We start from the raw sequence: 26,325 nt of genomic DNA on the forward strand, positions 1-26,325 counted from the left end.
ACATCCGCATTAAATCAACAAGGTTCTAAAAATCTTATATTATTTATTTTATTTTAGCACTGAAATTTTAATCCATTATGATAATGAACGAATTAATTGAAAAAATCAACGCAGGCTATGAAGCATTGAAAAGGGATGCAGAATTGCAGGCTGAAAAAGGAAACAAAGCGGCAGGTACAAGAGCACGTAAGGCTTCTCTTGAATTGGAGAAACTTTTAAAAGAATTTAGAAAAGTATCTTTGGAAGCTTCTAAAGGCTAAAACAAAACCCTCTGGAAATTCGGAGGGTTTTGTTTTAGAAAGTGTTCAGAATTTGAAGCATCCTGCCAATTTCAATATCCATTCGTGAAAAGGCAAACCATTTTTTGCCCAGGTCTTTAAGTGATGCCCCGATATGGTAAAGCTCTGTATTATCAATAATCAAAAATCGGTCGTGAGCATCGGAGAAAATCTCTACTTCGATATGTGGATATTGACTGTTATAGCGTTGTAAATCCAACCGTATCTGACTGCTTATGCTTTTGGTGTAGATAGTAGCTCTTACGTTTGCATTGCGTTTGCCTAACAAGGTCAGCACCGTATCGTCCACGTAATTATCCAGCAGGATAATGGAACTTTCGGCACTTCGGATAATATCCGAAACAAAGGTATAGGCATCAAAAACCTGTCCGTTGTAGAAAATACCTTTTTCAGCGTGGAGCTTGTCGCTTTCCAGAGCCTTAAAGATTTCCTCAAATTTTTGGTCGGCTTGTAGTTGTTTCAGTTCTATATTGTCCAAACGATGAAATAAGGAAGCATTGCTAATGAGCATTTTTCGCATTTCTACAAACGCATCCATTATCTCAATGCTCACCTTTACAGCCACATCGGAGCGAAGCACGGCACTCAACATCGCAATGCCTTGCTCGCCGAAAACGTAGGGCAGATAACGTCTTCCGCCTCGCCCTACGTTTGAGGTTCCAATTTGGAACCTCAAAAAATCCGCTTCCTCATCGGTCAGTTGAAAACAGAATTTTTCGGGAAACCGCTCAATATTCCGTTTTACGGCTTTGTTCAGTATTTTGGTTTCAACGTGATACAGCGTAGCGAGGTCGCTGTCCAGCATCACTTGTCTGCCACGTATGGTATAAATCAGATTTCTGATTTCTTGTGGTACAATAGTCGGTTTATTTTCCATTGCGTTTGTAGCTTTTGTTATTCTCAAATTCAAAGGAACTTTCGGCTTGCTCATTCAACACGATGTAGGCATCGAATTTCTTTCCGGCTTTGCTTTTCATTCCTTTGATAAGCGAGGTTTTGCCTTTATTGACAAGGTTTGCAATATCGGCAATGCCGATGTGTACACCACACACATTGCGGAACTGTACCCAACCGCAAATTTCATTGGGGCATTTGACAAGTTTATCACGGATAATGAGTTGGTGGCTTTTGCATTTTGGGCATGTAAGTTTCGGAAGGTTGCTTTGGGCAATAGAGGTTTGCAATAGTTCATTGGTAATCGTTGAGGCGTAGGTTTCCATTTCCTTTTGAAACGCATCGGCATCCGCTTCCTTGTTCTCGATTTTCAGCAAAGCCAATTCCCATTCAGCCGTCATAGAAACGTCTGCAATTTTTCGGTCTTTAACCAACTCATACACCTGCAACCCCTTTTCAGTCGGAATTAAGGATTTCTTTTCCCTTTGGATATAACTTCGGGTAAACAGGGTTTCAATGACTGATGCTCTTGTAGCGGGAGTACCGATACCGATATTTTGCAGGACTTTCCGTTCTTCCTCGTTTTCGATTTCCTTACCTGCGGTTTCCATTGCTGACAAAAGTCCGGCTTCGGTATAAAGCACGGGCGGTTTGGTTTTCTTTTCCAAAACGGTTGCTTCTTTAATTTTGAGCTCATCGCCTTGTTTCAGTTCGGGCAAATCCTGTACGGGTTCGGTATCTTCATCGGAGAAACGACCTTTGATACCACGCCAGCCCGCTTCGATAATCTTACAGCCCTTCAGCGTAAAATCATAGTGCGATACTTCCAAAGAAACGTCGGTTATCTCTTTAATATAGGCTTGTGAAACGGCTTCGAGCAAACGAAAGGCAATCATATCATATACTTCATTTTCCTTTGCGTTCAGTGCGGAGGGGATTTTATCCGTTATCAACAACCCGTGATGGTCAGTAACACGCAAATCATTCACGATACGTTTGTTGAAACGCCCCCACTTAATTTTCTCCAAGGCTTTTTTGCTGGTTTCCCTGTTTTGCAAAGCCCTTACGAGGTTAGGGATTTCCGTCCACATATCTTCAGGAATGTGTTTGCTTCCGGTACGTGGATAAGTGATAAATTTCTTTTCGTACAGGCTTTGGGCAATATTGAGAGTTTCTTCGGCAGAAAGATTGAGCTTTTTGTTGGCTTCCTTTTGCAGTCCTGTAAGGTCGAACAGCAGGGGTGGTTGTTCTGTTACGCTTTTAGTTGCTACCGATGTCACTGTCGCAGTTCCGATACGCTGAACGGATTTCAACGTATCATCGGCGAGTTTTTGGTCTTCCCATTTGCTTTTGGAAATGCTTTTGAAGTCAATAGCTTCTTTGTGGTGCAAAAGCTGTATCTGCCAATACTTTTTAATTGAGAAGTTTTTGTTTTCAAGATAACGTTTGCATATCAATGCCAATGTAGGTGTTTGCACTCTGCCGAGAGAGTAAACGCCGTTGCCTGCCATAATGCTCAATGCCTGTGTGGCATTGATACCCACAAGCCAATCGGCCCGGCTTCTGCCTTGTGCTGCCTGGTACAATCCGTCAAAATCTTTTCCGTCTTTGAGGTTCTCAAAGCCCTGTTTAATGGCTTTTTCTGTAAGGGAACTAATCCAAAGACGTTCAAAGGGCTTGTTGCATTTTAGGTATTCATAGATATACCTAAAAATCAATTCGCCTTCACGACCTGCATCTGTAGCTACGATAATGCTGTCGCTTTTACTAAAAAGTTGCTCAATAACTTTCAGTTGCTTTAATGCTCCTGTATCGGTTTGATAGCCTTTGTCTTTTTTGACCTTGCGGACTGTCAATAAAAAAGGGTTTGGCAATATCGGCAGTGATGCCTTGTCAAACCCAGAAATGCCGTAATCTTCCGGCATTCCCAATCCGATTAAATGACCGAACGCCCACGTAACAAAATAGCCGTTGCCTGTCAGGTAACCATCCTTCTTTTCGGAAGCTCCCAACAGACTTGCTATTTCCCTCGCTACGCTTGGTTTTTCTGCAATGATTGTTTTCATAATTAACTCACTTTTCTACCTTTTGATTTTGCGGGCTTGTTTTGTTGCTCCTGTTGCTTTTCATTTTTGGGTCTTTGTTGCCCCGACTTCAAAGGCTCTTGGATATTTTTGGTCGCTTCGTTGGTTTTGCCCTGTGAATTGACGGCTGTTTGCGTTTTGTGGGCTTCGGTAGGTTGCATTCTTTCCTTGTATTGATTTGGAAATTCAAAACCTGTTTTTCCGGTGTCTTTGTTGAACGTGATGTAACCATTGTACGTTTGCCCTTTCTTATCAACCAGACCTGCCATATACACGGTTTGACCCGCTTTGAAATCCTTATGCTGCTCATCGGTCAGCTCTTTTCCACGAAATGTTCTTGGAGCTTCCTGCGGTTGGCTTTGCTGATTGTTTTGTTGGTTATTTTGCTTTTGTCCGTTTGAGTTACTACGGTCAAACAAAAATTCGGTATAGCGTTTATCAGCGTTGTACTGTACCGTTGCCGAAAACTCCGTTCCCTTTGTCGAAATCATACCCTCCAATTTGAGCGGCTTGCCCTCCATTAAGGTTTGCTTTTGCTCATCATTCAGCTTTACACCTTTAATTTCATCGGGAATTTTAATGAAATCTGTCCGCAGTGCAATTACATCATTGGTAAGCCTGTCAATACTGATAATGGACGGCATTAGTTCGCCCGTTTTAGAATTGGTAAGATTAACCACACGCCCCATATTACCTGTTTCCAGAAGATTTTTTTTGTCTTCATCTGTAAACTTATGTCCAAAGAAATCAAAGTGCAGGTTAGGTTCTTTTTTGTTGCCGTGCATTGCCACGATGGCATTGCCGTCTTCTCCTTGCTGTAAAGACAGGCGGGCATCTGTACGGAGAATAGAGCCTCCGAGATTAATGCCTATCGGGACAAGTTCGTTGGTTTTATAACCTCGTAATAAAGGGTCGAGCAGGTTTCTTTTTTCAAGAAACTCCTTGCTCAATCCGAGATTTTTCATTGTGTCCCAATCAATCTGCTCCGGCTTATAGCGGTATTCGCTTGTTTCCGGTGTTGTCTGTGCTGTTGCCATATCATTTTTATTTTCTTGTTTATTATTCTCTTGTGTGTTGGTTTTTACTTCGTGTTCCTTCATCACTTTTTCGCCCTCCTGTGTAGGATTATCAACCTGTTTCTGCATTTCCTTTGCCTTTTCGATAGCTTCGGGTTCACCTACTTTAAAAAATGAAAAGTTGGTCGGGTTTTTCAGTTGGCTTATAAAGTTGGAAAAGAAATTAGAAAAGAAATCTCCGTGTTTGTCCACACGCATAAACTGATTTTGGTTCTTTTTCGTGGGGTCAACGGTTTCCATTTTTCCGTTTTCGTCAATGCTCTTTACGGCTTGGATTTTCATTTTTTCTTTATCCAGCACTAACAATATGTCCGATAACTGTTCGGGCATTTCCTGTTTGTTCGTTGTTTCTTCACTCATAATCTGAAGAATTTAAAGTTCATCGCCGAAAGTAAAGGAAGCGTTCACTGCATTGCCCGATGTGGCACTCAAAGGCAGTGTTTGGCACTTATTGGCGTTCATTTCTTTGGAGGTGGATTAAAGCTCTCTCTTATGAACTGATGTACATCGGATAGTTTGTAATACAGTTTTCCGCTTATCGTATAATAAGGTAGCTTGCCAATGGAGCGATACCGTTGCAGGGAGCGATTGCTGATTTTTAGCATTTGCAATAAATCCTGATTATCCAACAATTCCTCGCCGTCTATGCTGTTGCGTTTCCTTTGCAACTCGTCTATATTGTCGCCCAGCATATCAAGGCGACCCATTAAGCGTTCCATCCACGCCAAAAATTCCATTCTGTCAATATTCATAGCCACACGTTTTTAGGATTTGCCCGATTTCAGCTTTCTACCTTTTTCGATATAGCTTTTGCCTTTTGCCATTAGTTCCTGTACAAATTCATCGTTACTTTGTACAGCATTGGCATTGAGCATATCCTTGATTGCTCCGATGGTGTAGAAGTACTGTCCGTACATTTTTGAGTAAGCTATTTCGCCTTTGGTACGCATACGCCACAACGTCTTTTCGCTGATGTGCAGGTATTGGCATACCTCGTGGTTATTGAGCCACAGGTCATCGTAGCTTGTATCGTCCAATCTTTTCAGATAATCCGCAATGGCATTGATACGGCTGTTGAGCTGTTTCCACGCTTCTTCTTCAATTGTGATTATTTTCATCGCATTGCTCTTTAATGTTTACAATGCAAAATTCCCAAAGGTGGCAATGTTTGTCTGCCAATGCTTACCCATTGGTTTGGCGGTTTTTTGAAAATATTTAGAATTAGTAGAAACCCTTGTTTAATAAGGGTTTTAAGAGGTTTTGGATATTTTGTGTTGTAGTTTTAAGAGCATTTGCCAATTGGCAGATATGGGCAAATAAAAAAGCAGTACGTTTTGTGTACTGCTTTGAACTTATTGTTTTGAAGTAATTAAAGGTCTTTATCCATATATTCTTCGAGAGAGATTTTGAGCTGATCTAAAAACGCTGTTCTTGAACCAGCCCTTGTTTTCATTCGGTGGAAAGAGTGATGTATGTCGTTCAGTGGTGTCTGGAACAGCACTTGAAAAATTAAAGCCAATTTTCGGATGCCGATTTTTCCGTACGCAATGGAATTCGAGGCATAAAGAGCGTATATCAATTCGATCAGTGCATTTTGTGAATTTGTCCACGAAATATCCTTGTTTGTATCTCCATTTATCATAATCATATCAGGATTTATTTCGGGGTTGATTTTCGTAATCATATAAGTATAAAGTAATTCATTCGCTATTATATAGGCTATCTTGTTATCATAATAGGTTGAAAAACTAAGGTCAATTTCAAATACGCCACTTTTTAATCCATCGTGGTAATTGATTTGCCCAAGCCTGAAATAAGTATGGTCACGGTCTGTTCTGCCAGCTCGATAGTATCTGTAAAAGTCTTCGTTACAGATACTTTCTTTATATTCTGATTTAAGGGCTTTTAAGAGGTTTTCATAATAGCTTTGGTGTATTTCTCCGTTGCTCACAGGGCAGGATGTTTCAATACGGAATACTTTGTTATAGTAAATGAGTTTTCCTAAAACCTGCGGTTTGATATTTTTAAAAAATTCTATCTCTTGCTGTTCATTTGCAAAGTTATCCTTTATCACTTTTGCCTTTATTGTGCCCAGCATTTCGTTTAAGAACAAGGTCATTTGGTAAGCCTCATCTACCATTTGCATCATTTGAGAAGACAGCTTATCTTCCTGATGATGAATTTTCGATAATATTTTACTCAACACGATTTCCATAGCATAGTCTTTTTGAAGTTAGCACTATTTGTTTCGGAGATACAACTATTGTTGGTAATCCAAAATTTGGAAATAATTTTGAGATAAAACTCACAGTATTACCCTAGTGGGGAAGTTTTTATGGAACTTTATTTGTATAGGCTATCACAGAAAAGAGTAAAGCAGTAGTGTACCTTACCCATAATTTTATTACATTTGCATTAATGATTTACAGGGTAATCAGATGAAAGCGAGTGCAGTAAGCACCATTACTAAATCGTTACCGATACCACTTTAGGTTCTTGTAAACTACTCTATATTAGCTAATTTTAGCTATTCTAATCTTTTTTGTATAAAAACAATTTTTATTTCATTTGGATTGGTGTTGAATAGTTATGACTTTTCACACAATAACCTTGATGCGATTTTTAGTTTTCAAAAACTTTCTCATTGCCAGTTTCCGTCTTTAAATATTTCTCATCAATTCGATTTTTCATTTTTAGATAATTTAATTCTAAATAAAAGTGATTTTCAAACTAGCTTATCAGACAGTATTTTGATTTCAGATACTCAATCTGTGACTGCGGAAGTTGATAAATTAATGAATGAAGAAAGAGAAAGGCTTAAAACATTCAGGAACAGGATTTATTATTTGTTGCTTTTTCTATTTCTAGGATTTGTTGTGAAAGCTTATTTCATGTATCGTTATTATAAAAAAACGAAAAGACAAAGGGCGCAAATGCTTCTTGAAAATAAAAATTTGCAAATGACAAAAAAGGAAAATAAAGAACTTCAACAAAAAATAAATACCTCATTTGATGAGGTTATTCAACTTGCAAAGGAAAATAGTTCTGAATTTTTAATAAGATTCCAGGAAGTTTATCCTCATTGTTATTATAAATTAGTTCATTTATATCCTGACCTACAAACGAGCGAGATAAAATTTTGTGCTATGCTTTACCTTAATTTTTCAACAAAAGACATAGCCGAATTTACATTTGTTACTCCAAAGGCAGTTCAAAATCGAAAAAATCGATTACGAAAGAAATTAAACATTTCATCTGACGAAGATTTAAATGTCTGGATGAAAAAAACTTGTGATTAGATTTTATATCTTTTGAAATCCTTTTCAGCATTTAAATTTATGAGATGTGGTATCTATGTGGCATCTATTTTTTTGTGTAAGGATATAAAATTTAGTTACTTTGTTGTGCTAAATTAAATAAACTAAAAATATACCTTTAAAGTATCTAAACCATTCCAAGGGTTGCAATTTTTGTAACCCTTTTTTTATTTGGTTATCTTTGTGTAAGATATGTTAGAGAAAAAAGAAGCACAATACGAAAAGGTGGTTTTAGTAGGTTTAATAACACGTGAACAACCTGAAGAAAAATTAGAAGAGTACATGGATGAACTTGAATTTCTTGCTTACACAGCAGGAGCAGAAGTTGTCATGCGTTTTACTCAAAGAATGGAAAAGCCCGATTCAAAGTTTTTTGTAGGAAGCGGAAAACTCCTAGAAATCAAAGAATTCATAGACGAACATGAAATAGATACTGTTATTTTTGATGATGAATTGACTCCTTCTCAATTGAAAAACATTGAAAAAGTAGTGGAGAAAAAAATCATCGACCGCACGCAGTTGATATTAGATATTTTTGCCCAACGAGCACAAACGTCTTATGCGAGAACGCAGGTTGAGTTGGCACAATACCAATACCTTTTGCCGCGATTGACCCGCATGTGGACGCACTTGGAGCGTCAGCGTGGTGGAATCGGGATGCGTGGTCCCGGAGAAACCGAAATCGAAACCGACCGTCGTATCATTCGTGACCGAATTACTTTACTCAAAGAAAAACTGAAATCCATTGACAAACAAATGGCGACGCAACGCAAAAACCGCGGTGCTTTGATTCGTGTTGCTTTGGTGGGTTATACAAACGTCGGAAAATCAACGCTGATGAATGTTTTGAGTAAATCTGATGTATTTGCCGAAGATAAATTATTTGCAACCTTAGATACAACTGTACGAAAAGTGGTTATCGGAAATTTGCCGTTTTTATTGACGGACACGGTTGGATTTATTAGAAAATTGCCAACGCAATTGGTTGAGTCTTTCAAATCTACATTGGATGAAGTCCGCGAAGCCGATTTACTAGTTCATGTAGTTGATATTTCACACGAAAGTTTCAAAGATCACATCGATTCTGTGAATCAGATTTTGGACGAAATTGAAAGCAAAGACAAACCTACGGTTTTGGTTTTTAATAAGATTGATAATTTTTCTTATGTAAAAAAGGATGAAGATGATTTGACAGAAGTCAGACATGAAAATATCTCTTTGGAAGAATGGAAACGTACATGGATGGCAAAAAGCGAACATCCCACACTCTTCATTTCCGCTACAGAAAAAGAAAACATGGAAGACCTTCGCAAAACCATTTATGAAGAAGTCAAAAAACTTCATGTAACTCGTTTTCCTTATAATGATTTCTTGTTTGAATATTTCGAAGAAGAAACTGAGGATTGATAAATGTAAGCGTGAAAGTTTTAGTTATTTCTGCTTTAACTATAGTTTTGATTTTAAACTTTTGCGGAGAATTGAATCTTAATTATTTCCAATCTTCCGGAATGCCACAAACCGGAATTGGAATCATTTTGTGCAAATTTGCTTTGTGACGTTTTTCAAATATCTCAAAAACTACTTTTTCTCTTCCTGAAAAATCATCAGATTTTTGGCCTTTTGCAGCAGCTTTCATTGCCCATTCCAATTCGTCATAACTAGCGCCCATTTGATCTTCGTCGGTTCGGTTGTCACCAAATAATCCATCGGTTGGAGCCGCTTGCTGAATGTCTTGATTTATACCTAAAAACTCGGCAATTTTATATACTTCAGACTTCATCAAATCAGCGATGGGAGAGATATCTACGCCGCCGTCACCATATTTTGTAAAAAATCCAACCCCGAAATCTTCCACCTTGTTTCCAGTTCCTGCAACGATATAGCCATTTAATCCGGCATAATAATAAAGCGTTGTCATTCGCAGTCTTGCCCGTGTATTGGCAAGGGAAAGGCTGTAGCTGTATTCATTGTCTGATTTTTCTGCAACATTAACAAATTCATCATAAACAGGTGTAAGATTTATACTTGCCGAAGAAATTTTTTCATAATTTTTCTTTAGCCAATCAATGTGTTTCAATGCTCTGCTTACCTGATTGGGTGCTTGATGTATCGGCATTTCTAAACACAGAACAGGATAACCTGTCATTGCACAAAGTGTAGAAGTCACCGCAGAATCAATCCCGCCGGAGATGCCAATCACAAATCCATTTTGTTTCGAATTAATTAAATAATCTTGAAGCCATTCAACGATATGATTTATGATTTTTTCCGTCTGCATAATATGAGTAAATTTGCGATTCAAATTAATTCAAAGATAATGAAAACAGTGCACTGGATTGGAATACTGATGTTATTTTTAGTAATTTCCTGTGGAAAAGAAAACCGCTGGGATATAGAACTTCCGCAGGAAAAAGTAGATCTTGAAGTCACGGACATCAGCAAAGATTTCTTCGACACAAATATACCGCTTACTGAAGTTCAGGCACGGTATCCATTTTTCTTTTTAGATACTGTTTCCAATCAAACCTGGGAAAAACAGAGAAGAGATCCGTTTGAAAAAGCGGTTTATGATTCTGTAATTAAAGTATTTAAGAAATACGGTAAAACTCAAAATGAATTGGAGGAATTATTTGCCTACTACAAACATTATTTCCCAAAACAAGACATCCCTCAAATTTTCACTTATTCTTCAACACTGCAAGAAAACATTTATACACCAGTGATTTATGGCGCAAGAGAAGGGTTGATGTTCATCGCAATGGATGGGTTTTTAGGAACTAACAATCAATTGTACAAACAGCAAGCACCACTCAGAGTTTATGATTATATGGCGCAGAATATGAATCCTCAAAATCTTCCACCAGCTGTGGTGAGGGCAATAGGGCAGGAAATCATTCCTTTTGATCCGAGACAGCAGACTTTTGGAGATTTGATGGTAGATGAAGGAAAAAAATTAATTCTTGCAGACGCGCTTTTACCTCAAACTTCTGACAACTTAAAAATAGGTTATACAACCAATCAAATGAAATGGGCAAAGGAAAATGAAGGAAATGTCTGGAATTATTTCGTGGAACAAAATATGGTATTTCAAACAGACAAGTCATTGCGTCAAAGGTTTATCGATTTCGCGCCTTTTTCTAAATTTTTGAATGAAATCGAAACACAAACTCCAGGAAGAATGGGCGTTTTCATCGGATGGCAGATTTGTAAAGCTTATCTTGATAAAAATGAAGAAATGACCTTGGGACAATTTTTAAATACAGATACACAAACCATTTTCAACGGTTCCAAGTATAAACCTAAAAAGGGCGATGGAAACTATACGCCTACGAAGCCTGAGAGTAATGATGAAGTAAAGAAATACGAATAAACATATAAATTAAAATGAAAAAAACACAAATCACAATCAACATAGAATTAGATGAAAATCACATTCCGGAAAAGATGCATTGGAATGCAGAAGACGGCGGCATCAGCAATCAGGAAACGAAAGCTGTAATGGTTTCTGTATGGGATGAAAAAGACAAAGAAGCGCTTCGCATTGACCTTTGGACGAAGGAAATGCCAATGGACGATATGAAAAGATTTTACCATCAGATTTTTATTTCGATGGCGAATTCATATCAGCGGGCTACCAACGAAGATCAAGTGGCTGACTACATCGTTGAATTTGCAGAAAATTTTGCGCAGCAAGCCGGAATAAAAAGTAAGAAATAAATATTTTTCTATTAATTGTAGAAATAAAAAACCGCTCCGGAAAGGGCGGTTTTTTTATGCGGTAAATTCTATCCAAACAACAAATTTAAAAACTAAGGGAATTCCCTGAATTTTTATTTCCAAAGAAATGCCTGATGTATAAGTTTTTGCTTACTGATAATTTAGCAATGTTAAAAAAATGTTCATGTCATACTGAATGTTTGTGTGTTAATGGGCTTCTTGTCCTTGAAGCCCTTTTAGAAATATTTCTAAATTATAACTAAATACATTATGAAAACAATTCGATTATTTATTGCATTGTCTTTGTTGTCGTTCAATTTATCGGCTCAAATCATCTATTCATTTGCGCCAACTTCCGCGACAGCAGCAGGTTCTACTTTTACAATCCTTGGAGAAAATTTCAGCGCAATTCCTGAAGAAAATTCAGTAGAATTCCAAGATACTTCGGCTTCTGTTTTATCAGCTACAGAAACAAGTTTGACTTTAGTTGTTACAAATGGTGCAATCAGCGGTCCTGTAAGTGTGACGGTTGATGGAAAATACCGTTGATAAAAACAACAAAAACTTCATCATTAAAATCATTAAAAAATAACAACAAAAATTAACTAAAATGAAAAATTTATCCATCTCATTCATCGTTTTATTTGTAATTAATTTTAATCTTTTATCCGCTCAAAACATCGTCAGTACTTTTGATTCCGATGACGAAGGCTGGCTGGTAGCAGGTGATGCCACCAGCTCGATGCCTCAATACAATGCAGAAGGTGGCAACCCCAGCGGTTACATTTCTGCCGATGATACTGCTGCAGGTGGGGTTTGGGTGTGGTCTGCGCCGGCAAAATTTTTAGGAGACAGATCTTCTTCTTTTGGAAAAAATCTGAGCTTTGATTTGGCTCAAAGTAGTATGGATTCACAATTTGATGACAATGATGTGCTGATAGTCGGAGAAAATCTGACGCTTGCACTTAATTTGCTCAACAATCCGGGAATTGAATGGACAAATTATTCGGTTAAATTAGACACAAACGAAGACTGGAGAATTACTCATTACGTTTGGGGCGATGTAGCAACGGATGAACAAATTCAAGAAGTTTTGTCAAATGTTTTGGAAATCAAAATCAGAGGAGAATATGTTTCCGGACCAGATGTGGGTTCTTTGGATAATGTAATTTTAGAGTCGGAAAATATGTCAATTTCTGAAGCCTCAAATGATATTGTAAAAATTTACCCCAATCCGACAAATGGTGAAGTTTATTTCTCAAAATCTTTAAAAGATGTTTCAATTTATAATTTAAGCGGTCAAAAAATAGAATTGAAAGCAGAATTGAACAAGGTCAATATTTCTAAATTGCCAGCCGGAATTTATATCTTGAAAGGAAGGGATGCGGATCAAAAATTAATTCAAATCAAATTAATTAAAAATTAGTACTTTTAAATTCAACTAATTACTGCATAAATCCTCTCAGCTATAAAAAGTAATTTCGGAAAATAATGGCGTTAAAGTAATAGGTTAGCAATAATTTCACGTATGCATGAATTTTTTTGGAATATAACAGTAGCTTACCTTTTGCTTTTTCTTGTTTTAAGCTCGGTGCTTTATGTTTATTCCAGACAAACAAGTTTTAAATACTACGCTGTTTATAATGTGGGAGTATTTCTGTATCTCCTTACAAAAGGTGAAAGATTATACTATGGATTAAAGGATAATTCCTTGTTCAATATTTTTGATGCTGAAACTGTAGGCGCTTTGCGTATTCACTTTAATTGGATGATTCAGGTTTTTTTTTACAGTGTATATTTTCTATTTGCCTTGTACTTTTTAGACTTTCAAAAATTTTCACCCCGTATAATTCCAAGATTAAAAAAGGTATTTTTAGTTGTAAATATTATATTTTTCAGCCTATGTATTGTCTCCATCTTCTTTGACTTTTATTTGGTTGTATTTTACACTTTTGCCTTTGGATTTATACCTTTTATTCTCTTTTTAAGTATTTATTATTTCCGACCTGCTATGCGTTTTTCCGGAGATCAGAAATATTTTTTTCTGGCAGGAGTGTTTTTTTATATAATATTTGCGTTGTTGGCATTTTATTCTAGTTATTTTTCAAAAACAAATGCGCCGCTGGTTTTTTTCTTTATTGGAATAATTATCGAAAATATCTGTTTCAGCCTGGGTCTTGCTTTTAAATTTAAGATGATAAATGATGAAAAGAATTTTCAGCAAAATAAAGCAATCAATGCCGAACATGCAATAGAACTAACCAAGCTGAGGTCTGTGATCGAAGGTGAGGAAAATGAACGCAAAAGAATAGCAGAAGATCTGCATGACGGAATTATCGGTGATTTGTCCGCCATCAAACTTCATGTTGCTATCTTGGACGAAAAAGGGACGATGCGCCCGGAAAAGAAAAATCTCCAAAAAATCATCGATATGATTGACCAGGCTTGCACACAGGTTCGGAGAATTTCCCATGATTTGATGCCGGCATCCATTGAAGATTTTGGTTTGATAGAATCGGTCAATCAATATTGTAAAAAATTAAATTTAGCACATATAACCCAAATTGATTTTCAGACTTTTGGGGTATATAATCCTCTGTCTAAAAATCATGAATCAACATTGTACCGCATCATTCAGGAATTGTTGAACAACATCATCAAACATGCGTATGCTGAGCAGACTTTGGTGCAAATTAATTTTCATGAAGATGAAATTTCTATTTCCGTAGAAGATGACGGAAAAGGGTTTGAATCGGAATCTATACATGAGGGAATTGGCTTAAAAAATGTGCGTTCGCGCGTAAAATTATTGCAAGGAGAGTTGGATGTGAAAAGTTCAGAGAAGGGAACATTTGTGCATATTTTAATTGATTTAAACAAATTAAACCATGATTAAAGTAGCGATTGTCGATGACCATCCAATGGTTTTGGAGGGAATTAAAAATTTGTTGAAATCTGACAAACAGATTCAATTTACGCAGTCGTTTCACAATTTAAAAGATTTGTTTGAGCAAATCAATTCAGAAACTGAAGTGTTGCTGCTTGACATAAATTTACCGGATGGAAGCGGCATTGATGCGTGTAAAAAGTTATTGGAAAAATTCCCAACATTAAAAATTATTGCATTGACGAGTTACGAGGAAGGAACATTCATCAAACAAATGTTAAAAAACGGAGCAATGGGTTATTTGCTGAAAAATACAGATAAAATAGAATTGTCTCAGGCAATACAAACTGTTCATTCCGGTCAGCGCTATTTACCGGAGCTTATCAAAGAATTTTTGCTCAATGACTCTTTGGGACAGCATTCCCATAATCAATTCATTCCCAAATTGACTAGCCGAGAAAAGGAAATAGTGGAATTGGTAAGCCAGGAATTCACAACAGAGGAAATAGCAGAAAAACTATTCATCAGTACCAAAACCGTAGAGTCTCACAAGAGTAATTTGTTCCAGAAATTAGGTGTAAAAAACAGTGCAGGACTTGTAAGAGTTGCATTTGAGAAAGGTCTGATTTAAAAACTAAGTTCATTGCTGCGAAAAATGAATAAAAATAATTAAATGTTGTAGGTGTTATATAAATTATCTATATTTGCAGGATAAAAGCTAATAAGCTTTTCATAGGTTTAGGTTGGTTAAGGTTAGCACCTCATTTGAAAAAATGAGGTGTTACTTTTTTATATACGCTTGAATCGTGAAAATTTAACTTTCTCATTACAAAACATCATTAAGTTTAACAATTTAATTAAAACATGAGGAAGTATAACTTCTTCAATTTTTTGAACTGATTTTTACATGCATCTGGAACTTCATTTGATTTAAAATCTAAATTCAGCAAATCCTGAATTTCAACCAAAGCAAACTTTTTTTATTTTTCAAAAATCATTTAAATTTCCGCTTTGATTTTGAAGACTGGCAATATTGATTTGCGCCTTTGCATCGATATGTGCCAAGCCAACGGGGATAAAAAAGCCGAATGAACATTTTCGTTCACTCGGCCTAACCATTTATATTAATTATGAATTTTAAACCAAAGGTCCTCCGCTCAAAATTTCTTCACTCGCAAAAGATTCAAATTTCTTGAAATTTTCTTTGAATTTGCTTGCCAATGATTTTGCTTTTTCGTCGTATTCATTCATGTCTTCCCAAGAACTTTCAACTTTCAAGATATCGGCCGAAGAAACACCTGGACAGCTTTGCGGAACATCAAATCCGAAATAAGGATCTTGCTTATACTCCACATCATCCAAATCACCACGCAAAGCAGCATTGATAACAGCTCTCGTGTCTTTTAAACTCATTCGTTTTCCATGTCCGTTCCAGCCTGTGTTAAGCAACCAGACATTTACTCCTGTTTTAGCAACTTTATCACTTAGCAAAGATGCATATTTCGTTGGGTGCAATGGCATAAATGGCGCACCGAAACAAGTTGAGAATGTTGTTTGAGGCTCAGTAACTCCAGCTTCAGTTCCTGCAACTTTTGAAGTATATCCTGAAATAAATAAATATGCAGCTTGGTTTGGATTTAATTTTGCAATCGGAGGAAACACCCCAAATGCATCAAATGACAAGAAGAAAATATTCGTAGGATTTTGCCCTAATGAAGGAACCGCAATATTTTCGATGTAGTCAATCGGATAACTTACACGTGTATTTTCTGTGATAGATTTATTTTCATAATCGACTTCATTCGTTCCCGGCTTGAAAACACAGTTTTCCAATAAAGAACCTTCTTTGATTGCACCGTAAATTTCAGGTTCACCTTCAGCAGAAAGGTTAATTACTTTAGCATAACAACCACCTTCGAAGTTGAAAATCACATTGTCTTCAGTCCAGCCGTGCTCATCATCCCCGATCAATCTTCTGTTTTTATCAGCAGATAAAGTCGTTTTTCCTGTTCCTGAAAGACCGAAGAACATCGCTGTGTCACCTTTTTCTCCCATATTTGCAGAACAGTGCATCGGCATTGTGTTTTGGTAAGTCGGAAGGATAAAATTTAAGGCAGAGAAAATTCCTTTTTTCATTTCCCCTGTGTAACCTGTTCCACCAACCAAAGCAATTTTTCTGGTGAAATTTAAAATTGCAAAATTTTCCTGTCTCGTTCCGTCTACTTCCGGGTCAGCTTCAAAACTTGGCGCGCTTACGATCAACCAATCCGGCTCTCCAAAGCTTTTCAATTCTTCTTCCGTTGGTCTGATAAACATGTTGTAGATGAATAAGTTTGATGACGGCATTTCGTTGATTGCTCTGATTTTCAATTTGTGACGTTCATCAGCACAAGCAAAAGCATCACGAACAAAAAGTTCTTTTCCGCTTAAATGTTTGGTTACTTTGTCGTAGAGTTTGTCAAATTTTTCAGAATCAAACGGAAGATTTACTTTTCCATCCCACCAAACAGTGTTTTCTGTAACGGCATCTTTCACGATGAAACGATCCTGAGGAGAACGTCCTGTAAATTTGCCCGTCATTACATTGATGGCTCCCGAAGAAGCTTTTTCAACTTGATTTTTTTCCAATGCGGTTTTGATGAGTTCCTCTGCCGAAAGCTGCCATTTGACATCTGCAGACTCAATCCCGTAGGTAATTAATTTTGAATCCATTGTTAAGTTTGTTGTTGCGTGTGACATTTAACTTTAAATTAAAGGGACAAATGTATGTCTTTTTGTGCTTGAATGTGTTGATTTATATCATTTTAGAATGATTCAATTATTTTAATATATTTGTAAGGTTTGAACAGAAACTATGTTTGCATTATAAAAATGCACAACTTTGGTTAAAGTTTTTTATTTTTGCCAAATCAAAAACAATTAAAACAATTATTATGTCTGACATTACATCAAGAGTTAAAGCAATTATCGTTGACAAGTTAGGGGTTGACGAAAGTGAAGTAACATTAGAAGCAAGCTTTACAAATGATTTAGGAGCCGATTCATTGGATACGGTAGAATTAATTATGGAATTTGAAAAAGAATTCGACATCCAAATCCCAGACGATCAAGCTGAGAAAATCGGAACAGTTGGTCAAGCGGTTCAATACATCGAGGACTTAAATAAGTAAAAAATTCATTCCAATTCTATGGAATTAAAAAGAGTTGTAGTAACAGGTATAGGTGCGATCACGCCCATAGGTAATACGTTCCAAGAGTATTGGAACGCTTTGACAAATGGAGTTAGCGGGGCAGCACCCATAACCCTGTTTGACCCGAGTTTGTTTAAAACCCAGTTTGCATGTGAAGTGAAAAACTTCAACGCTGAAGACCATTTTGACCGCAAAGAAGCGAGAAAAATGGACAGATGCGGGCAGTTGGGAATTGTCGCGGCTCGAGAAGCCGTAGCACACAGCGGGATTTTAGAATCCAATGTGGACAAACAAAGAGTAGGCGTTATTTGGGGATCAGGTATCGGAGGTATCAAAACTTTTGAAGAAGAGGTTTCTGCTTATGCAACCGGAAATGGAATCCCGAGGTTCAATCCTTTTTTCATTCCGAAAATGATTGCCGACATCACGCCGGGACATATTTCTATGGAATTTGGATTTATGGGACCTAATTATACTACCGTTTCTGCCTGTGCATCTTCGACGAATGCATTGATAGACTCCTTGATGTTAATCCAGCTTGGGAAGGCCGATGTAATTGTAGCAGGTGGCTCAGAAGCCGCTGTGACGGCATCGAGCATTGGTGGATTTAATTCCATGCATGCACTTTCTGTCAGAAATGACGACCCTAAAACAGCGTCAAGACCTTTTGATAAAGACCGTGACGGATTTGTAATGGGAGAGGGGGGTGCTTCAATTATTTTAGAAGAATACGAACACGCCAAAGCCAGAGGTGCAAAAATTTATGCAGAACTCATAGGCGGTGGAATGTCAGCAGATGCTTACCATCTTACAGCACCGCATCCGGAAGGTTTAGGTGCTTATAATGTAATGAAAAATGCATTGCAGGATGCCGGAATTGGTTTAGAAGAAGTGGATCACATTAATATGCATGGGACATCTACGCCATTGGGAGATATTGCTGAATCAAAAGCCATCCAAAAATTATTTGGAGAACATGCTTATAAAATCCAGATCAATTCTACCAAATCTATGACCGGACATTTGCTAGGTGCTGCCGGAGCAGTTGAATCGGTTTCAGTTGTGGGAGCTATCATGCACAATTTGGTGCCACCGACAATTAACCATTTTACGGATGACGAAAATTTGGACTCACGACTAGATTTTACTTTTAACCATGCAAAGAAACGTGAGATCAATATAGCCATGAGCAACACATTTGGATTTGGAGGACACAACGCTTGTGTGGTGTTCAAGAAAATATAACTTATGCTCTTTTGGGATAAATTAAAAGTATTTAATAGAAAAAAAGGTACAAATAACACAGATTCAGAAGATTCTGAATTCCGTGATTATCTGACCCGTATTTTAGGTTTCTCTCCGGAAAATTTACAAGTTTACAAAGAAGCATTTATCCACCGTTCTGCGCAAGTAAAGGATGAAAATGGAAATGACATCAACTTTGAAAGACTTGAATTTTTGGGAGATGCTGTTTTGGGTCTGATCATAGCAGTTTTTATTTTTCAGGAAGCGCCGGACAAACAAGAAGGCTACCTTACCAAAATGCGTTCAAAAATTGTTTCCCGAAATCAATTGAATGAAATTGGAAAACAATTAAAATTACAACAGCGATTGCAGCCTGCAGCAAATCCAAATCTGGGAGAAGACATCAATGGAGATTTGGTTGAAGCTTTGATTGGTGCTGTTTATTTAGATCAGGGATACAACAGTACTGCGCAGTTTATCTTTAAAAAAATAGTTGAGAATCATGTGGATTTGGACAGATTAGAAAAAACAATCGCGAGCCACAAAAGTTTGATTCTCGAATGGGGTCAGAAGACCAAAAACAGAATTAACTTCAACACATTTGAAGAAGAAAATGCCGAAGACCTTACCGTTTTTGTTTCTGTAGTGAGGATGAATGACAAAGTGATAGCAAAAGGAAGAGGAACTTCCAAAAAACGGGCAGAAGAAAACGCATCTAAAAGAGCATTCTATTTCCTGCAAAATAAGATGGAAAATGTGCTTTAAATGGGAATTAAAACATTATTAATAGAAGAATCTGAATTCATTGATTTTCAGTTATACGGAATTGCGACCGCTTTTTCTGATTCACCACAGTTTATTTACAATGTCAACCTAAGTTTTCACACTAGATTTGAAAGAATAAAAGATTTGGACGTGCTGATAGAGCATCAAATGGCTTATTATCCCATTTATGAATGGGAAGATAGCAGTACCCAAATTTATTACCATATAGTTAAGAATAGCGCATACACTCTCGATGCTGTTCAAAGTTTGAGTAACTTGTCATCGCTTTTTGATGTGACACCGACATTGATTCCTCAATTCAAAGAATACAATTATTTTCTCCGAATCAGTCAGGAGGATCATAATGAAATTCCACTTCAGGAGAATTCGTTTATACAAAAAATTACACCACTTGAAGTAGCCAAAATCAAATCAATAAGCAGACTGATTTTTTAAAAAATTTAAATTATGATGAATTTTAATCCGAAATACCTAAAAAAGACGAAAATCGTAGCGACTTTAGGACCCGCTACAGATGATGAAGAGACATTGAAATTGATGATGGACAGAGGAGTTGATGTTTTTAGAATCAACTTTTCCCATGCAGATTATGACGATGTAAAAAGGAAAGTTCAAATCATAAGAGATTTGAATGAAAAATACGGCTACAATACTGCTACTTTAGCGGACTTGCAAGGTCCAAAATTGAGAATCGGTGTAGTAGAAGAAGGAGCATTTTTGAATCCGGGCGATATTTTGACTTTTACAAATGAAAAAATTACAGGCAACAAGGAAAGAGTTTATATGACTTATAAGTTGTTTGCAAAAGATGTAAAAGAAGGTGAAAATATTTTGATCGATGATGGTAAATTGATTCTCAAAGTCATTCATACAAATGGAAATGATGAAGTAAAAGCTGAAGTTATTCAAGGAGGTCCGCTTTCTTCAAAAAAAGGAGTGAATCTGCCTAATACAAAAATTTCACTTCCGGCTCTTACAGAAAAAGACATTGAAGATGCGATTTTTGCTATCGGGCTTGATGTAGATTGGCTGGCATTGTCATTTGTAAGAACACCACAAGATGTTTTGGATCTGAAAGCAATTATTAATCAACACTCCGATTATAAAATTCCAATCATCGCAAAAATTGAAAAACCGGAAGCACTTGAAAATATAGACGAAATCATCAAAGTTGTTGACGGTTTGATGGTTGCACGTGGAGATTTGGGTGTGGAAATGCCGATGGAAGTGGTACCTCAATACCAGAAAATGCTGGTAGGCAAAGCAAAACTGGCAAGAATTCCTGTAATTGTAGCGACACAGATGATGGAAAGTATGATTACAAGTTTGACGCCGACGCGTGCTGAAGTAAATGACGTTGCAAATGCGGTTATAGACGGTGTAGATGCGGTAATGTTAAGCGGTGAAACTTCTGTGGGAAGATATCCGGTTCAGGTAATTGAAACCATTACAAGAATTTTACAAACTGTTGAAGATTCGGAGTATATTAATGTTCCGACATTGAAACCAAATAATAGAAATGAGCGTTTCGTAACCAAAATCGTTTGCTACAATGCTGCAAAAATGGTTAAGCTGACAGATGCAAAAGCCATTTCGACGATTACTTATTCAGGTTATACTGCCTTTCAGATTTCATCTTACCGCCCATTGGCTCACATTTTAGTATTTACACCTAATCAGAAAATCATCCGCAGATTGAATTTATTGTGGGGTGTAAAAGCTATGTACTATGATGGGAATAAAAGCACTGACGAAACTGTAATTGAAGTAAATAAATTGGCTAAAAAATTCGGATACGTAGAATTCGGAGATTATGTCATTAATTTAAATGCTATGCCGGTTTCTGAAAAGGGAATGACCAATACGGTTCGTTTGACTACAATTTAAAAATCAAATTAATAGGAATAAAAAAACCTCTGCTAAAACAGAGGTTTTTTTGTGAGGTTAAACGAGATTATTTAACCAATACTTTTTTACGGATCAGGTGTTTTTCTGATTTTATAGTAATGACATAAGTTCCTTTAGATAAACCTGAGAAATCCAAATCTGTTTGGTTGTCGATTCTTTTCAAAGATTGTTGTTTAACCAATTTACCATCGATAGAATGTACAGTTACTTCAGCAGGCTCTTCAATCAACATACTCAATTTGGCTTTTCCGCTTGACACAGGATTTGGATAAATCAAAGCACTGTTATCATTTCCGGAAACTTCCTCAACAGACAGGCTGGTTTCGGTTACAGGAGATCTCCAAACACCGCGCCCATAAGTTGAAATCACAACATGACCTTCAACTGTGTTGATTTCCAAATCTGTAACTCTTGAGTGCGGTAAATTCGTATTAAACAAAATCCATTCTGTCAAATCATCATTTGTATACCAAACTGCATTTCGCGTAGCGATATAGAGTGTGTTGTTCGGTGAATTTTTCTGATGAGCTATTACATATTTAGTCTGAGCAGCCGGTAAATTCCTCGTTATATTTTCCCAAGTTGCACCGCTGTCTGTTGATTTGAATACTCTGGAAGCAGAAGTGACATACAAAGTAGTAGGTGTATTTTGATTAAACTCTACACTTGTAATTGGTCCTCCCCAAACTCCCGGGCTAGGTAATGTAGTAAATTCCAAAGGATATTCATCCTGCCCTTCAGCTAAACGAACGGTGTTAGAATTTGCTACTAGAATGCGTTTGTCATTTGTTGGGTCAACTCTGATGTGATCCAGCATAGGGCTGAAAGTTGTGGACGAGGCCACTGAAAAGGCACCTCCGGTAGAACGATAAAGTCTAGAGTAGCCTGCATACAAAACATTGGTGCTTCCATATTCTAAAGGAGTAACCCAGTTTCCCTGTTCAGGACCATTTGCAGCAAGAGATCCGTTTCCTGAAGGATTACCTGCATTGAATCTATGCATTTGTCCTCCAAATTGAATGAAACCATAATACATATTTGAATTTGTGGGATTAATTGCCGCATCCATTCCATCTGCCCCGTAGAAATTAATCCAGTTATTGTCTACGAAAGCATAACCTCCATTATCTTGTAATCCTCCTACAATTCTAGAAGACGTTTCAGGTGCTACGTCAATTCTGTAGAACTGACCTATGTTCAATCCGTTTTTAGTTTTATCTGAGAAAGTTGCACCATTGTCATCGGAAACATAAATACCTCCGTCGCTCCCAACATACAATTTATCATTGAAAAATTTCAAATCGTGTATATCTGCATGGGTATAATTCACAGCATTAGGATCGCTCCATACAGCACCACGGGTAAAGGATGTTCCGCCATTGGTAGATTTCCATACATTCAAAGTTCCTGTAAAAATCATTTCAGGATCAGTATCGGAAGCAACCAGAGCCAAATCAAACCAAGCCTGTTGGCTTCCGTCATATATATCAGTTGTACTATTTCTCACTTCAAATGTTGCTCCGGAATCTGCAGAACGCATCAATTGTTTAAATGAATCATTTGAATTGGAAACCAAAACATATATATATTCAGGATTTGCAGCAGTTACATCAATTGCAGTTCTTCCTGAATTTGCCAAAACCTGCATGTTGGAAAAATTATTTCCTCCATCAGTTGACTTTAATAAGTTAATTGCATTTCCAACTTGTTGTACTAAATAAATTATATCTGGGTTATTTGGTTTCAATCTGATTTCTTTGACACGACCTTCCTGAGTTTTTGTCCATGAAGCTCCTGCATCAGTGGTTTTAAATAAACCTTCTGAACTTACAACCCATAAAATATTAGAATTTGAAGGGTGTATATAAATTTCTCCCATTACAGAATTTCCGCCGGTGATGGTAGTTCCAGTCGGATTCCAGGTTGCACCTCCATCTGTAGATTTGTAAACACCTATGCCATAGCTGTCAGAAGCATCCTCATCTCCCGTAGAGATATAAATAATGTTTGAATTATTATAATCCACCGCAATTCCAGAAACACCTAAAGACGGCAAATATTCCGTCAAAGCATCCCAACTTTGTCCGTGATCCGGAGAAACCCAAAGTCCCCCATCAGGTGCCCCTATATATATTTTGTCAGGATTGTTTGGGTCGATCAAAGTTACATTTACACGTCCTTGACCTGAGCTCCAAGAACCTTGGTTCGAATGTGTAAATGGTCCTAGCGGAGTCCAGTTACTATCGTTGGTATTGGTAAACCTGTTATTGTTTTGGATTGAAAGCAATTCATTCCAGCTTGCAGCCAATTCCTGAGCTGTAGGAAGTGTACCATCTTCTTTCACTTCATATTTCCAAAGCTGCTGCCAGCGCTGCATTTGTTTAAATCCGCTTCCTCTCTTATTGGGGTCTTTTCCTTCCCAAAATGCATCATAAGCCGCGACTTGTTCATCAAATTGGTTTGAATTCACTTTTGCTTCCAAATGCGTGGGCGCATTCAGGGAAAGCTCCTGACCAAAAGCAATGCTCAAGGCAGAAACGGATAAAATACTTGTAAATAATTTTCTCATGTGCTAGTTTATTTTTTTTGCTATTTCGTAAAGATAATTCATTATTTTATAGTGATTAAATTAATCTAATATTTAGTGTTAAATTTTAATTAAATAGAATAAGTTTGTGTTCAAAATTAACACATCATTTTTATGAAAAAAAACTACTTATTGCTTTTCATTTTGATTGCAAGTTTTGCAAGTGCTCAAAATGATACAATTATCCAAATACAGTTAGACGGTGCAGTAATTTCACCCAATCGTTGGAGCAGCTCAAAATCGAATACAGTTCAGAAAGTAATTTCAATTTCTCCAAAAGATGTTCAATTACAAAATCCACAAACCGTTGCAGATTTATTGGGCGGAAATACAGAAGTATTCATTCAGAAAAGTCAATTGGGTGGTGGAAGCCCGATGATTCGTGGTTTTTCAACCAATAGAGTTTTGATTTCTGTTGACGGCGTTCGTATGAATAATGCAATCTTCAGAAGCGGAAATTTGCAAAATGTAATTGGATTGGACGCCAATGCGATTCAATCAACTGAAGTATTGATGGGACCAGGCTCACTTATGTACGGAAGTGATGCAATTGGAGGTGTTATGAGTTTTTACACTTTGACACCTCAATTTTCAACTTCTGATAAAATGTTGGTAGACGGTTCGTTGATGACACGTTATTCAACTGCCAATGATGAAAAAACTGCCCATGCGTACATCAATCTTGCAGGAAGGAAATTTTCTTCCTTGACAAGTTTTACTTTTTCCGATTTTGGAGATTTGAAAATGGGAGTACACGGACCTGATGAATATTTGAGAAATCATTATGTGATTCGTGAAAATGGAGAAGATGTTCAGGTAACTAATGACGATCCAAGAAAACAAGTTCAAACTGGATATGAGCAATATAACGTAATGCAGAAATTTCGTTATGTGCCCAATGCAAACTGGGATTTGAACTATGGTTTCCATTATTCTGCGACTTCAGATGTTCCGCGTTATGACCGTTTGATCCGTTACAGAAACGAAACTTTGCGTTCTGCCGAATGGTATTACGGGCCACAAACTTGGATGATGAATAATTTATCTGTAGAAAATAAATCAGATAAAGGCTTTTACAACAATGTGAAATTAAATCTTGCGCATCAATTCTTTGAAGAAAGCCGTCACGACAGAAATTTCGGAAGCAGCGACAGAACTGACCAAACCGAAAAAGTAAATGTTTATTCTGCGAATTTAGATTTCTTAAAATCCATTAATTCAAAAAGTACCTTATACTATGGAGTTGAAACATTATTCAACAAGGTAAATTCTACCGGAGAAATCACCAACATCGAAGACGGAACGAAAGAAGAATTTTCTTCTCGTTACCCTGATGGGGCGACGTGGAATTCTTATGCAACTTATGTTTCGTATGAATTTAAACCAATTGAAAAAGTGACTATTCAAGGAGGTTTGCGCTACAATCACATTTCTTCCAAATCAAAATTTAATTCTCAGTTTTACGAATTTCCATTTACAGAAGCTAAAATTGAAACAGGAGCTTTGACAGGAAACATCGGTGTAAATTATCATCCGACAAATAATACGACTTTGCGAGCCGTTTTCTCAACCGGATTCCGTGCGCCAAATATTGATGACATCGGGAAAATTTTCGAATCAGAACCGGGTTCAGTTGTGATTCCAAATCCTGATTTGGAACACGAATATGCGTACAATGGTGAAATCGGAATTACCCAAAGAATCGGAAAATTTGCAAAAATTGATGTTTCTGCATTTTATACAGATTTGAAAAATGCGCTGGTTCGCAGAAATTTTACTTTAAATGGTCAGGATTCTATTATTTATGCAGGCGAAATGAGTCAAGTACAAGCGATTCAAAATGCCGCAAAAGCATATGCTTATGGTATCGAAGCGAATTTAGAAGTTTATTTCACCAATCAATTCATGTTGAGAAATTCTGTGAATTTCCAAAAAGGAGAAGAAGAGTTGGACAACGGTGAGACAGCGCCTTTACGTCACATTGCACCATTGTTGTTGAGAGCCGGACTTCAGTACCAAACCAAAAAATTCAGAACGGAATTCTATGTAAATTACAACGAAGAAGTTTCCAACAAAGATTTGGCGCCGTCTGAACAAGAAAAAGATTATATGTATGCAATTGATGGTGAAGGAAATCCATATTCGCCGTCATGGTACACTTTGAATTTGAAAGGAATTTATGATATCAACTCAAATGTGAGCGTTTCTGCAGGATGGGAAAATATAACCAATCAGCGTTACAGACCATATTCTTCAGGAATTGTAGCAGCCGGAAGCAATTTGATTTTGGCGATTCGCTACAACTTCTAACATTTAATAAATATTCAATACATT

At 37.0% G+C, this 26,325-nt stretch carries 24 protein-coding genes; 15 read left to right on the top strand and 9 right to left on the bottom strand.

What is annotated here, in order from left to right:
- Window positions 1–83: 83 nt before the first annotated feature.
- On the top strand, window positions 84–260 hold the full coding sequence (locus tag B8977_RS02490) for a histone H1 (protein WP_059333802.1): 177 nt from the start codon (window positions 84–86) through the stop codon (window positions 258–260).
- A 34-nt stretch (window positions 261–294) separates the two neighbouring features.
- Here B8977_RS02490 and B8977_RS02495 read toward each other — a convergent pair whose 3' ends face one another.
- The 6 genes from B8977_RS02495 to B8977_RS02520 form a co-directional block, all read right to left on the bottom strand.
- Window positions 295–1,176, bottom strand: a complete 882-nt coding sequence (locus tag B8977_RS02495) for an ORF6N domain-containing protein (protein ID WP_059333801.1) — start codon at window positions 1,174–1,176, stop codon at window positions 295–297.
- Window positions 1,166–3,259: a type IA DNA topoisomerase gene (locus B8977_RS02500; protein ID WP_059333800.1), complete on the bottom strand. Its 2,094-nt coding sequence runs from the start codon at window positions 3,257–3,259 to the stop codon at window positions 1,166–1,168. Before B8977_RS02500 ends, B8977_RS02495 begins: the two co-directional genes overlap by 11 nt.
- A gap of 2 nt (window positions 3,260–3,261) precedes the next feature.
- Window positions 3,262–4,713, bottom strand: a complete 1,452-nt coding sequence (locus B8977_RS02505; protein ID WP_084015817.1) for a DUF3945 domain-containing protein — start codon at window positions 4,711–4,713, stop codon at window positions 3,262–3,264.
- Window positions 4,714–4,811: 98 nt separating this feature from the next.
- Window positions 4,812–5,105 (bottom strand): helix-turn-helix domain-containing protein, encoded by a 294-nt coding sequence (locus B8977_RS02510; protein ID WP_059333798.1) that lies wholly within the window; start codon window positions 5,103–5,105, stop codon window positions 4,812–4,814.
- A 12-nt stretch (window positions 5,106–5,117) separates the two neighbouring features.
- Window positions 5,118–5,471, bottom strand: a complete 354-nt coding sequence (locus B8977_RS02515; protein ID WP_059333797.1) for a helix-turn-helix domain-containing protein — start codon at window positions 5,469–5,471, stop codon at window positions 5,118–5,120.
- Window positions 5,472–5,722: 251 nt separating this feature from the next.
- Window positions 5,723–6,568, bottom strand: coding sequence for an RteC domain-containing protein (locus B8977_RS02520; RefSeq protein ID WP_059333796.1), 846 nt, complete (start codon window positions 6,566–6,568; stop codon window positions 5,723–5,725).
- Window positions 6,569–6,932: 364 nt separating this feature from the next.
- Here B8977_RS02520 and B8977_RS02525 point away from each other — a divergent pair, with 364 nt between their 5' ends.
- Together B8977_RS02525 and hflX are read left to right on the top strand one after the other, a co-directional pair.
- Complete coding sequence (locus B8977_RS02525) at window positions 6,933–7,652, top strand: helix-turn-helix transcriptional regulator (RefSeq protein ID WP_143736275.1); 720 nt, start codon at window positions 6,933–6,935, stop codon at window positions 7,650–7,652.
- 210 nt (window positions 7,653–7,862) lie between these two features.
- A complete protein-coding gene (gene hflX, locus B8977_RS02530) occupies window positions 7,863–9,077 on the top strand; it encodes a GTPase HflX (RefSeq protein ID WP_084015821.1) in 1,215 nt (404 codons plus the stop codon).
- An 82-nt stretch (window positions 9,078–9,159) separates the two neighbouring features.
- On the opposite strand, the gene nadE is transcribed toward hflX, so the two are convergent.
- On the bottom strand, window positions 9,160–9,948 hold the full coding sequence (nadE, locus tag B8977_RS02535) for an NAD(+) synthase (protein ID WP_084015823.1): 789 nt from the start codon (window positions 9,946–9,948) through the stop codon (window positions 9,160–9,162).
- 39 nt (window positions 9,949–9,987) lie between these two features.
- On the opposite strand from nadE, the gene gldB reads away from it, so the two are divergent.
- The 6 genes from gldB to B8977_RS02565 all read left to right on the top strand — a co-directional run bounded on the left by gldB (window position 9,988) and on the right by B8977_RS02565 (window position 14,905).
- Window positions 9,988–11,040: a gliding motility lipoprotein GldB gene (gene gldB / locus B8977_RS02540; RefSeq protein WP_143736276.1), complete on the top strand. Its 1,053-nt coding sequence runs from the start codon at window positions 9,988–9,990 to the stop codon at window positions 11,038–11,040.
- A 14-nt stretch (window positions 11,041–11,054) separates the two neighbouring features.
- The gene (gene gldC / locus B8977_RS02545) at window positions 11,055–11,387 is read left to right on the top strand and encodes a gliding motility protein GldC (RefSeq protein ID WP_084015827.1); all 333 of its coding nucleotides are present in this window, start codon (window positions 11,055–11,057) and stop codon (window positions 11,385–11,387) included.
- Window positions 11,388–11,657: 270 nt separating this feature from the next.
- Complete coding sequence (locus B8977_RS02550; protein ID WP_084015829.1) at window positions 11,658–11,936, top strand: IPT/TIG domain-containing protein; 279 nt, start codon at window positions 11,658–11,660, stop codon at window positions 11,934–11,936.
- A gap of 61 nt (window positions 11,937–11,997) precedes the next feature.
- The gene (locus B8977_RS02555) at window positions 11,998–12,813 is read left to right on the top strand and encodes a laminin B domain-containing protein (protein ID WP_084015831.1); all 816 of its coding nucleotides are present in this window, start codon (window positions 11,998–12,000) and stop codon (window positions 12,811–12,813) included.
- 102 nt (window positions 12,814–12,915) lie between these two features.
- Window positions 12,916–14,283, top strand: a complete 1,368-nt coding sequence (locus B8977_RS02560; protein ID WP_084015833.1) for a sensor histidine kinase — start codon at window positions 12,916–12,918, stop codon at window positions 14,281–14,283.
- A complete protein-coding gene (locus tag B8977_RS02565) occupies window positions 14,276–14,905 on the top strand; it encodes a response regulator (RefSeq protein ID WP_084015835.1) in 630 nt (209 codons plus the stop codon). Before B8977_RS02560 ends, B8977_RS02565 begins: the two co-directional genes overlap by 8 nt.
- Before the next feature lie 506 nt (window positions 14,906–15,411).
- On the opposite strand, the gene pckA is transcribed toward B8977_RS02565, so the two are convergent.
- A complete protein-coding gene (pckA, locus tag B8977_RS02570) occupies window positions 15,412–16,986 on the bottom strand; it encodes a phosphoenolpyruvate carboxykinase (ATP) (protein ID WP_084015975.1) in 1,575 nt (524 codons plus the stop codon).
- 221 nt (window positions 16,987–17,207) lie between these two features.
- On the opposite strand from pckA, the gene B8977_RS02575 reads away from it, so the two are divergent.
- The 5 genes from B8977_RS02575 to pyk are packed head-to-tail and all read left to right on the top strand — an operon-like array spanning window position 17,208 to window position 21,383.
- The gene (locus B8977_RS02575; protein WP_084015977.1) at window positions 17,208–17,444 is read left to right on the top strand and encodes an acyl carrier protein; all 237 of its coding nucleotides are present in this window, start codon (window positions 17,208–17,210) and stop codon (window positions 17,442–17,444) included.
- A gap of 18 nt (window positions 17,445–17,462) precedes the next feature.
- Complete coding sequence (gene fabF / locus B8977_RS02580) at window positions 17,463–18,710, top strand: beta-ketoacyl-ACP synthase II (protein ID WP_084015837.1); 1,248 nt, start codon at window positions 17,463–17,465, stop codon at window positions 18,708–18,710.
- Window positions 18,711–18,713: 3 nt separating this feature from the next.
- Window positions 18,714–19,475, top strand: a complete 762-nt coding sequence (gene rnc / locus B8977_RS02585; RefSeq protein ID WP_084015839.1) for a ribonuclease III — start codon at window positions 18,714–18,716, stop codon at window positions 19,473–19,475.
- On the top strand, window positions 19,476–19,931 hold the full coding sequence (locus B8977_RS02590) for an IPExxxVDY family protein (protein ID WP_084015841.1): 456 nt from the start codon (window positions 19,476–19,478) through the stop codon (window positions 19,929–19,931).
- Between the two features lie 15 nt (window positions 19,932–19,946).
- Window positions 19,947–21,383 carry a pyruvate kinase gene (gene pyk / locus B8977_RS02595; protein ID WP_084015979.1) on the top strand — a complete coding sequence of 479 codons (1,437 nt, stop codon included), beginning with the start codon at window positions 19,947–19,949 and terminating at the stop codon, window positions 21,381–21,383.
- A 67-nt stretch (window positions 21,384–21,450) separates the two neighbouring features.
- Here the strand turns inward: pyk and B8977_RS02600 are convergent, their stop codons facing one another.
- Complete coding sequence (locus B8977_RS02600) at window positions 21,451–23,973, bottom strand: VPS10 domain-containing protein (RefSeq protein ID WP_084015843.1); 2,523 nt, start codon at window positions 23,971–23,973, stop codon at window positions 21,451–21,453.
- Window positions 23,974–24,105: 132 nt separating this feature from the next.
- Here B8977_RS02600 and B8977_RS02605 point away from each other — a divergent pair, with 132 nt between their 5' ends.
- Window positions 24,106–26,301, top strand: a complete 2,196-nt coding sequence (locus B8977_RS02605) for a TonB-dependent receptor plug domain-containing protein (protein ID WP_084015845.1) — start codon at window positions 24,106–24,108, stop codon at window positions 26,299–26,301.
- Window positions 26,302–26,325 lie beyond the last annotated feature (24 nt).

It is taken from the genome of Moheibacter sediminis (assembly GCF_900176425.1).
GTDB lineage: Bacteria > Bacteroidota > Bacteroidia > Flavobacteriales > Weeksellaceae > Moheibacter > Moheibacter sediminis.